This window comes from Xanthobacter autotrophicus ATCC 700552 (assembly GCF_043194565.1).
Lineage (GTDB): Bacteria > Pseudomonadota > Alphaproteobacteria > Rhizobiales > Xanthobacteraceae > Xanthobacter > Xanthobacter autotrophicus_F.
This window is the reverse complement of the sequence record NZ_JBAFVS010000047.1, coordinates 1-9,563: the sequence shown is the minus strand read 5'-3', so window position 1 is coordinate 9,563 and position 9,563 is coordinate 1. Positions and strand designations below refer to the sequence as shown.

Annotated in this window: 6 protein-coding genes; 1 reads left to right on the top strand and 5 read right to left on the bottom strand. The window is 64.7% G+C overall.

Translation table 11 applies throughout. The features are described 5' to 3' along the window. Positions 1-31: 31 nt before the first annotated feature. Entirely contained in the window at positions 32-304 is a 273-nt protein-coding gene (locus V5F48_RS24520; RefSeq protein WP_394260580.1) for a pirin family protein, read from the bottom strand. Between the two features lie 15 nt (positions 305-319). Between V5F48_RS24520 and V5F48_RS24515 the strand changes: the two genes are divergently transcribed. Further along, positions 320-1,509 (top strand): IS3 family transposase gene (locus V5F48_RS24515; RefSeq protein WP_394260579.1). Its coding sequence is split into 2 segments (ribosomal slippage): positions 320-578 and positions 578-1,509, totalling 1,191 coding nucleotides; the frame shifts between segments, so codons are not numbered across the junction. A 15-nt stretch (positions 1,510-1,524) separates the two neighbouring features. On the opposite strand, the gene V5F48_RS24510 is transcribed toward V5F48_RS24515, so the two are convergent. From V5F48_RS24510 to V5F48_RS24495, 4 genes are all read right to left on the bottom strand, one after another. After that, positions 1,525-1,995: a site-specific integrase gene (locus V5F48_RS24510; protein WP_394260578.1), complete on the bottom strand. Its 471-nt coding sequence runs from the start codon at positions 1,993-1,995 to the stop codon at positions 1,525-1,527. 277 nt (positions 1,996-2,272) lie between these two features. Further along, on the bottom strand, positions 2,273-6,232 hold the full coding sequence (locus V5F48_RS24505) for a hypothetical protein (RefSeq protein ID WP_394260577.1): 3,960 nt from the start codon (positions 6,230-6,232) through the stop codon (positions 2,273-2,275). A gap of 244 nt (positions 6,233-6,476) precedes the next feature. Beyond that, a complete protein-coding gene (locus V5F48_RS24500; RefSeq protein ID WP_394260576.1) occupies positions 6,477-9,212 on the bottom strand; it encodes an AAA family ATPase in 2,736 nt (911 codons plus the stop codon). 28 nt (positions 9,213-9,240) lie between these two features. Next, the coding region (locus tag V5F48_RS24495) for a hypothetical protein (RefSeq protein WP_394260575.1) at positions 9,241-9,563 on the bottom strand (323 nt) is incomplete at its 5' end.

The following is a 9,563-nucleotide window of genomic DNA, read 5'->3' as shown; positions in this document are numbered from 1 at the left end:
CGGGGGCCCGGCGCTCCGGGCGGCCGGGAGCTCAGTGGCGGACATCTTCGCCGTGCTCCTTCTCCCAGGCGGTGATGCGGGCGTCGTCGATCATCACGGTCTCCACGAAAAAGACGTCCGTGTTGTCGGCGGCCTCGATCGTGATCTCCTCGATACCCGACACGCCGAAGCTGTCGCGCCGGCCAAGCTCGGCCACGTTGCTGGAGAGCTTCCCGTCCACCACGAACACATAGACGCCGTGGGCGCTGGTGCGCGTGACGTGACCCCCTGAAACTCCTCCAGAAATAGCTAGAGTCCGCCCCATGAAAGGGACGGACGAATGAAACGATCAAGGTTCACGGAAGAACAGATTATCGGGATCCTGCGCGAGCAGGAGGCGGGCGTGCCGGTGGCGGACCTGTGCCGCAAGCACGGGCTCAGCTCGCCGACCTTCTACAAGTGGAAGGCTAAATACGGCGGGCTGGACGTGTCGGAGGCGCGGAGGTTGAAGGCGCTGGAGGACGAGAACGCCAAGCTCAAGCGGATGCTGGCCGAGGCGATGCTCGACAACGTCGCGCTGAAGGACCTGCTGGGAAAAAAATGGTGACGCCCGCCGCGCATCGGGAGGCTGCGGCGTACCTGCAGACGACCTACGAGATGAGCCAGCGACGGGCGTGCCGGGTGATCGACACCGACCGGACTAGCGTGCGCTACCAGGCCACGCGGCCGGACGACGGGGCCTTGCGCGAACGGTTAAAAGCCCTGGCCCAGGAGCGACTACGCTTCGGCTACCGACGGCTGCATGTGCTGCTGAAACGCGAGGGCCAGATCGTGAACAAGAAGCGGATCCAGCGGATCTACCGCGAGGAGCGGCTAACGGTGCGCCGCCGCGGCGGCCGCAAGCGGGCGATTGGCACCCGGCGGCCCCTTGAGCTCCCGCTGGCGCCCAATCAACGCTGGAGCCTGGACTTCGTGTCCGACCAGATGACCGACGGCCGCCGCTTCCGCATCCTGACGGTGATCGACAACTGCACACGCGAATGCCTGGCCCTGGTGGCGGATACCTCGCTGTCGGGAGGCAGGGTCGCGCGCGAGCTCGACGCCATCATCGCCCAGCGCGGGCGGCCGGACACCATCGTCAGCGACAACGGCACGGAATACACCTCGAACGCCATCCTCGGCTGGGCCGACGACACCGGCGTGGGCTGGCATTACATCGCGCCCGGCAAGCCGCAGCAGAACGGCTACAACGAGAGCTTCAACGGCCGGCTGCGCGACGAGCTGCTGAATGAGACACTCTTCCGGTCTCTGCCCCACGCCCGCGCCGTGCTGGAGAACTGGCGGCGCGATTACAACGAGCAGCGCCCCCACTCGAAGCTCGGCTGGATGACGCCAAGGGACTACGCCCGCGCCTTATCCGGAGAGTCCGGCGACCGCGCTGCGCAGCCTGGAGGCTCCGCGCGGACGCCTCTTGCCACCCACCACCACCAAGGCTCAAATCAACCCAGGACTCTCGTTATGGCTGGATGAGAAACGGGGGTCACGTCACAGACTGTGCGTGCCGTAATCTGCCGGATTGAGGCCGATGAGGCTGCCCCATTGGTCGACGAGACGCCCGTACTGCCTGGTAGTGACATGTCCTCCATTATGGCTGCGGCTCGGCCAAAGCCAGTCGCTTCCCTTTGCTCGCCGGATCACGAGCCAGGCTGCAAGTGCGTCCTTCGTCGGTTCGGTGATCTCGAAGGGAACCGGCTGCCCGGTCTTGTGCTGGACCACCACCGATCTCGCGCGAATGCCGCTGCCGGAGAATACGTCGCCGACCTTCAGTGTCACCAGGTCGCAGCCACCCAATTTGCTGTCGATGGCAAGGTTGAACATGGCGAGATCGCGCACCCGATTTGCAATCTGCAACCGCGTGCGCAACGCCCAGATATGCTTGGGCTTCAGGGGAGGTTTAGCACCGACGATCCGGCCGGCATTCCAGGGCTCGTGCCGGGTCTCGTGATTGGTGTGCATGGCATCCTCCTTCCGAGGAGCAGCCCCAATTTAGATTAGTGCCATATGAGCCGGTCGCGAAGAGGTTGGTGTTTGTGTCGGCGTGCGGAGCGCCAAGAGCGGAAGTTGGGACCTCGCCAGAAAACGGACATTCGTCGAGACATGTTCCGAGCGTTGTCTCGAGCGCAACGATCTTAACTTGCCTGATCATCCGCGAGCAGCCTGCCTCCGCAGGTTCGGCGGCGGTCTTCCATCTTAGTTTGGTTAATTCCCCGCTGTGGCCTTCAAGCGGACTGATCTAATTAGAGCTATCGGCGGATTCGTAAGGCTGAGCCTCGGTCTGGGTCTGCGCCAGTGGCTGGACGGCGGACGCACTCGCCAGATCCGCACCGGCGGCGCGTTCCATGAGGAGAAGGCGTGCGATCATCAACTCCTGGATGAAGGGGGTCATCACGCCTTGGGTCACCCGGTAGATGTCTAGGGCGATGCTCTCGTTCCCTGTGGGGGCCTGCACCTCCGCGTCCAATCGCTCGCCAGCGCGAGCGAGGAACATGACCACCTCGGCGACAAGCGAGTCCTCACTGACGGTCGCGATCTCGGCCAGTGCCTCGACAGCCCCTTGCCAACGCGCCGTCATCTTTTCGAGGAAATCCACCTCATCTGGACGGAGGTCACGGTTCCGCTCGGCAGCACGTGCGGACAATACCGAGATCGCATCAATGGCCTGATCCAGCCGGACGCTCGCCGGATCTTTCGGGAGAGGCGGGAATGGGAGTATCGCCCCCCAGCGTTCAAGGAAATCGAGGTCGGGTAGGCAGCGTCTGATGAACGAGAATGCGAGCGGCGGCAGACGGCTCTGGATCACCGGCGCAAAGCTGAGTTGCGTCGAGAGTTCCAGTCCTTCGGCGACGGACGCGAAGACGGGCTCAAGCTGCAGGAACTCAATGAGGCTCTCGACCTCAACCACTGCGGCGTAGTCCACAGCGGGCCAGAAGATTCCTTTATCTTTGTCGTGGTATCTTGACACCACCTGAGCCGTTACCCCGGCCGCGGAGAAGGCTTCCGCTATGCGGTGTCGTTGCCGCGCGGCCTCCGCTTCCGCTCGCTCGCGGGCTTGTGTGGCGGCGCGGGCGAGCACGCTGTGTTTCCGGCTAGTTTTGCTGAAGCGAAGCGCCGCCCGCCGACGCGGTCCAGCGTCCTCGGCGGCGTCACCCAGCACCGCGCGGATGTCCCACAGGTATCCCTCGATCTTGGCCAACGGCTCAAGTGGCGGGTCAGCAGTGTCTACCCAGATTACAGGGTCCTCCAGAATCTTGGCGTCGTGCGCGATGCTTGCCGCCCGGCTGGCAACAAGCCGTGGCTGCTCCGTCACCCCGTCGGTGAGATCGCCCATCAGGCGCTGGAGGTCCGTGATGAACCCGTGTAGGCGATCGTGCCCTGGTAGCTCGCCATTGGAGAGTGGGTCATTCACAGCCTCGTTGACCCGCGGCGGGGGCACGAGGGTCGTCAGCAGGCGGCGGATATGTAGGAGCGCCTTCCAATAGGGACCAGGCGTCTCGTGGCGGCAGTAGAAGTCGCCCGCCTCGCGGACCCAGGCGCTGACCTCCCGCACGGCGTTTGCGAGGTCGGTCGTGCGCTGGGTCGAGGTTGGGGCGGCGACGAGGCGCGCGATCGCCCGAAGCTGCGCCCGATTCCAGGCGATGCGAGAGGAAGCCGTCAGATTGCGCCGAGGCATTCGCTTGGCCGCGAGCGGCAAGTTGCCGAAGCTCACGGGCTCACCGTCCGGCGCGATCACGTTGCTGACGATGAAATCGGCCTCGGGGGCCGCCGCCGCGAGCCGGTCACACAGCTTGACGACAGCGTCGTTCGCGTCCGGTTGCACCTCCGGGTGCACGTAGCGCAAATGCGCCGTCACGGTCCGGACGCCACTGTCGTCAACCCCGAGTTCCGGCCGGGTCGCCCAGGGATGCTCGTGATAGATGCGGTCTAAGAGATGGTCGGTTCCACCCGCTTCAAGGGCGCACGCAACAGCGAGGTGCCGTTCTCTCGCACCTGCAATCTCAAGCCGCTGCAGGACGAGCGTCAAGTTGGCCGTCGAAAGATCGTCCACGCACGGTACATGGGCGTAGTCCGGCGTAGCTGCGCCGAAGACTGGGAGGAGTGCGGCGGCCAACCGATTAGCGTCCACGAGCCCGAGGGGCGGAATTTCAAATGACGCGGGCAAACACTCGAGCACGCGCTGGCGAAGATCAGGCGAACTACCGGCGGCGAAGGTCGCGATCGCACGGCGGGTGGGCTCGAACATCTCCAGACCGGACAGATCGCTCTCCGACAGCGCCAGCCCGAAGCTTGTGCCGCTGTGCCGGTCCTCGATGTTTTCGGCTCGCGACGCTTCGAGCCAGCGCGCGGCGATGAGGTCGCAGGTCGCGAGCCCCAGTCCGTGGAAGATTGGCACCCATGTCTCGACGCCGCCGGTCCGGATGCGTTCCTTGAGGACGTCCAGCAGAGAGTCCGCCTCGTCGGGATAGCCTCGGAGCACCCGCACGATGAACGGTCCGAAGGAGGCCGGTGCCAGAGTTTCAGCCGCAGCGCGGAGAGCCGCGCTGACCGACTCGCCCAGGCGCTCCCGCAGCGCGGCGTCCAGATGGGCGGAGCGGATCTCGTGGAGGCCCGTTAGCCTGCCGTCCCTGTGCTCGCGAAGGGCATGCTCCGCGACTAGCCGCTGAAGCGCCCGGGCGAATTCAATCTGCGTCAGACCTTCAGCGGCGCAGAGACGTTCGCCGTCCACGTCTCCGCCGTGTGCGGCGGCGAACGACACCGCGCGCAGGATCGCAAGCTCGGCGGCGCGTGACTCCTCCAGCCGGCGCCGCACCTGCTCGGAGATCGTTTCGGCGAGGCGCTGCCCAGCCGTCAGCAGGTGAACGTATTCCAGGAGCAGCCCGCGGCTCTCGACAAATGGCTCCCGCCAATGGCTGAACTTCGTCTGCCCGCCATCCTTCAGGCTCTGCCAAATGCGAGCCGCCACCGGCTCGTCGAGTATCGGCCGGACCGTCGGTGTGCGGGCGGCGGTCGCCAACAAGAACACGTCCTCCTCTCTCACCGTTCCGATCGCCATCACCCCGGGAAGGGACTCGATCTCGCGCACGAGGGCGTCCCATCCCGCGGTGTCGGCTCGGCCGACATCGTCCACGACGAATCCCACCGGACGCTGCGGGTCTACATCCAGACGACGGGCGAGAAGCGCGATACGGGCGACGTCCTCCGGCTGCAGCCGCCGCAGCCGATACCAGCGGACGGCATGACGTGTGTGGTGGGCGGCGAGCCAAGCCAGGGCAGACTTGCCCGCGCCGGATGGCCCGGCCACCAGCGCGACGCGCCGCTGTTCAAGGCCGGCCAACAGGTCCGCCATCGGTTCCGCACGCTCAAATACCAGGCCCGCCGCTACATGTCCGGGCGCGACGTTCACGCCCTCGTAGAAGCCCGCTCCCGGCAGGGGCGTGGCGAAGTCTGCAAGGTCAGCGAGACCCTGGGTGAGCTCCAGATAGGCGGCAGGGTCGATCAGGCCCTCGAGGCTGTCGATCCGCGCCTGTACATCGGAACGTCCCAGCGCGACAGCCTCCTTCGCTGACGCCCGGAAGTTCTCGTCGGCCGCCCGGCCCGCCAACTCCCGCAGTTGCTGAGCGGCGATGCCCAGCGCAACACCGGTGAGCCCCGAACCTTCGAGCGCGCTTCGCGCCGCATCCATCGGCAGCGGCTCAACAACCAGATGGATCCGCGAGAGCAGGTCTGCCGCGATGGCCGTGTCCACCCCGCATTCCGATAGGGCGACCGCCAGCGCGGCCGTGAAGGGTTCGAGGTTTTGCTCGGAATCTGTGAGCACTCCGCCCCATCCGGTGGCCACAAGGCCGTCAAGCGGCCTTTCGAGGACGAGCGCAAGTCGAAGCCGCGTGTCGTTCGGCCAACCGGCGGGCAGGTCCGCCGCGGACTTGGCTAGGTGCGACGCCGCCTCCGGCAGAGAAAAAGTTCGCTGCGGATCATGGCGCGCCTTCAACTGAGCGCGAATCTCCACGTCCGGACCATGGAGGGTGACGTCGTCCACGCCTTCCGGAACAACCGTCGTCCACGGGATCCCGCCTCGCCAGCCTTCCGCGACCAGCCAGGCGCTGACGGCATCCTGATAGCGGAAGCCGCGGCCCGCGCGCGCGCCGGCCCGCGTCTTGCGCCACAGCGCCTCGTCAATAAGCAGGAAGTCGGCCATCCCCCGCGAGCTCGTTCGATTTGCATCCCGTTCTGAAAGCGAAGCCGGTGTGACCGTCATCGCGTCGGGTAGCATAAGCAACTTCTGACCCGCCAACCAGCCTATGTTCTGTTTTTGTTCGTTCGGGGGAGGAGTCCTGAGTGGATCCAGTGTGGTCAAGCTCAGCTGGTGCCCCGAAGTGGAGATTTCCCAAGATCAGCATGGTTCATTCTGAACTCGGCCGCGTCATTGAGGCTGAATCGGATCATTGGTCCGGCGTCACGCCGTCCAGCGCTTTGAGGGCGGCCAATGCGAAAGCCGAATAGGGATGGCCGCGACTGAGGCGACGTAGGATGTCCAGATCGCTGCGATCTCCGAAGCGACCGACTATATCAAAAGCCAGGGTCGGTCCCCGTTCACGCATGGGAGCTTGGTGGAAATACTCTACCTCGCTTGCCCCTTGCAGGAGCCTCCGGGCAAGCCGCAGGCATTCGGCCGGATACGTCCGCCGGATATCGAGCGGCTCGTAGGGCAGCTTCACGTCGACCCCGTGGTGCCGCTCGGTCATCGCGGCGTGGACTTCGGACAGACAGCCGATCACGAGGCCCGCGGACAATGCCTCCAAGTTCGTCCAGGCCCGTCCGGCCGCGGCTAGGTCGCCGGGTCGGCCAGATTCCGCAGCGTAAACCAGAGCCCGGATTTCGTTGAGACAAATCTCACGGGGCTCAACGCCGTCCGACGGCGGCAGGAGTGCGCCGTGGCGCCCAAGAAATCTGAGACTTTTCGTGAACGCGCCCCATTCATCCTGGGGAAAAACGCTGGTCCTGTCCGGTAGCAACGTAAAGCGCGCAAATAGCTCCACATCTGCGGGATCGTCGAGCTTCAGAATCTCATCACAGATCCATCTGAAGCTCATACTGCGTTTGATCTCCTTCGAGGCCAGCGCCCGTCGATAGATCCTGTGACGCTCGTGCTCCTGAAGAGCGTGGATTTCCTCGTAGTAGATACTATCGAAGGGATGATCGAACATCCGAGTGTAGACGGACATGGCTAGGCTTCCATCGGCGCCGTCGGCCAAGGCCTCGGCTACCTCAGCGCGGATTCCCTCGCGGGCTCCTTCCGCGTCCTCCACCAAGGCACCGAGCCACTTCAGCGCGTCAATGACGCTAGAACCGATAGCCCAGTTGGTCGGCGCGACGTCGAGATCCTGGATGGCCTGGGTGAGCTCGGCCAACGTCTCTTCGGATGCTTCGCGCGCGAAGCTGACAGCGTGCAACGCCACCAGCTGCACGTGATAGGGCTCTCGGGAGAACCGGTTGCGCAATACGAAAATCAACTCATTTGCAAAGCGGTCCAGCTCTTCAGCGTCGAAGAACGAACATCGATTTTCCAGGTAGAAGTGCAATTGGCCCGACGAGAGGTCGGACACATCCAGCAGCGGCAGAGGCGAAGATGGCTCCCTGGCCCAGCCGCGATACCCATGATGCTCGATCCTGGAAAAGCCGATCTGCGACCCGAAGCCGTTGTACGCCAGGGCGAAGCTCGCGCTTCTGATACCAATTTTTGCGACCTTTGCTTCCGGTGCAAGCCGGGCTCGCTCTTCCAACAGCCGAGCGTCCATCGCCGCGCAGAGATCCAGATAGTCCTGGACGCCATCGACCGATGTCGCCAACTGTCCAATCGCGCCAAGACAGGCCAGCTCCCCTGGCGTCCATTCGCTCCGACCGGTTTCGGACCACTGCACCGGATAGGCGGGGTTCTCGGTGTCGAGTTCAAGTTTGACAGCTTCGATCTCGGCGATGCACTTCGCCTTCGCAGCTAACACCAGTTCCTTCGCGATCGGCTTGGCGAGATGGCCATACACCCCCTTGGCCGCCGCCGCGATCGAGTCCGGACTGCTGACCGCTTCCAGCACGTCATGGCAGACCCTTCGGTCTTCGATCGCGGTGATGATCTCGCCGGCCAAAGGGGCCAGTAATGGTGTTGAAAGGCGCGCGCCGAAGGCCGTGGGGTCGACCGTGGCCTCTGCCGCCAGCCCGAAGGCTGCCGATCCATTGAGCAACATCTCATGGGCGAAAGACACCCGCCCCACGCGGCGCACGAGGAGCTTGGCCGAGAACAGAGCATCGCAGGTTTCGAAACCGATCCCAGCATCCCGCAAGAAGTCGTCGACACGCGCCTCAGGCATCGAAAACGCCAGGTCGCGGTGAAGCGCGACCGCGAGGCGTCGCAGGCCGTAAGCGCCAGCCCGTGCGTGGGCCCCAAGCCGGGCGCGAACGTACTGATCGATGAGGGCGAGCCGCGTGGCTTCACCGATCAGGCCGGCTCCGACGCCGCCGACCATCTCGGCCTCGAAACCACTGCCGACGACATCCAGGAATTCGATCGCGGCGCCATCCAAGCGACCGCCGGTGCGCTCGGCGATCCGGCGCTTCAGCCCCGCGCTTGGCCGACCAACGGATACGGTGGAGAGCCCTTCGAACCCGGCGGGCGGCGGTGCCTGCGAGGTGATGATGATCTTGGCGTCATACCGCCGAGCCAGGGCTCGCAGCCCCCTCAGAACCCCAGCTTCGGATCCGGCTAACTCGTTCAGCCCATCCACGATGAGGAAGATGTCGCGGTCGCTGTTCGCCGCCGCGCGCAGCAGATCCGAGGGCGGGGCGTCGGTCAGCAGGGCAGTTTCGCGCCGGACGGCCTTCGCCCAGTCGCCCGCGATGTCCTTGGCGGCGAAGTAGAAGACAGGCGAGCCTGCGGCCGCGAGCTGGGCGGCGAGCCACTTCGCCATGAGCGTCTTACCGCAGCCAGAAGGTCCTACGATCGCTAGGCCGCACCCCTCACCGGCCGCTTGTTGCAGAGCGCCCAGCAAGCCATCCTCGGCCATCCAGCGGGCGCCATCGCGTCCGTATTCCTCGGCGACCGCTACATTGTAGCGCTGCAAAATATCGAGCTGAATGCGAACGTGATCCGAAGCTACTGCCTCCTGCGTGGTAACGCGGGTCAAGGATAGTGACGCCGCGAACTGGCGCCAATCATCCAGACTCCATGGAGGCGCCTTTCTCGCGCCGTTCGGGAAGTTGGCCGAAAAATCGGCTAGGGTCGTTACGCCGACCTTGAAGTCTCCCGTCGTGAGCGCGGACTACCGCCGGTAGCCCGCCGAAGAAAATCACCCATGCATCGGGATAGAAGTTGCCGACCGGTTTGATAGAGGACATCGCGCTCCTAAGCGCGTTCTTCCCTTCAAGCGCCTGTCGATACCCGTTTCCATAGGGACGCCACGTGCCACTGGCGTCGCGCCTCTCCCATGAACCATTCTCCGCACCGCGGACGGGCGAACGCGATTGTTTGATCTCTA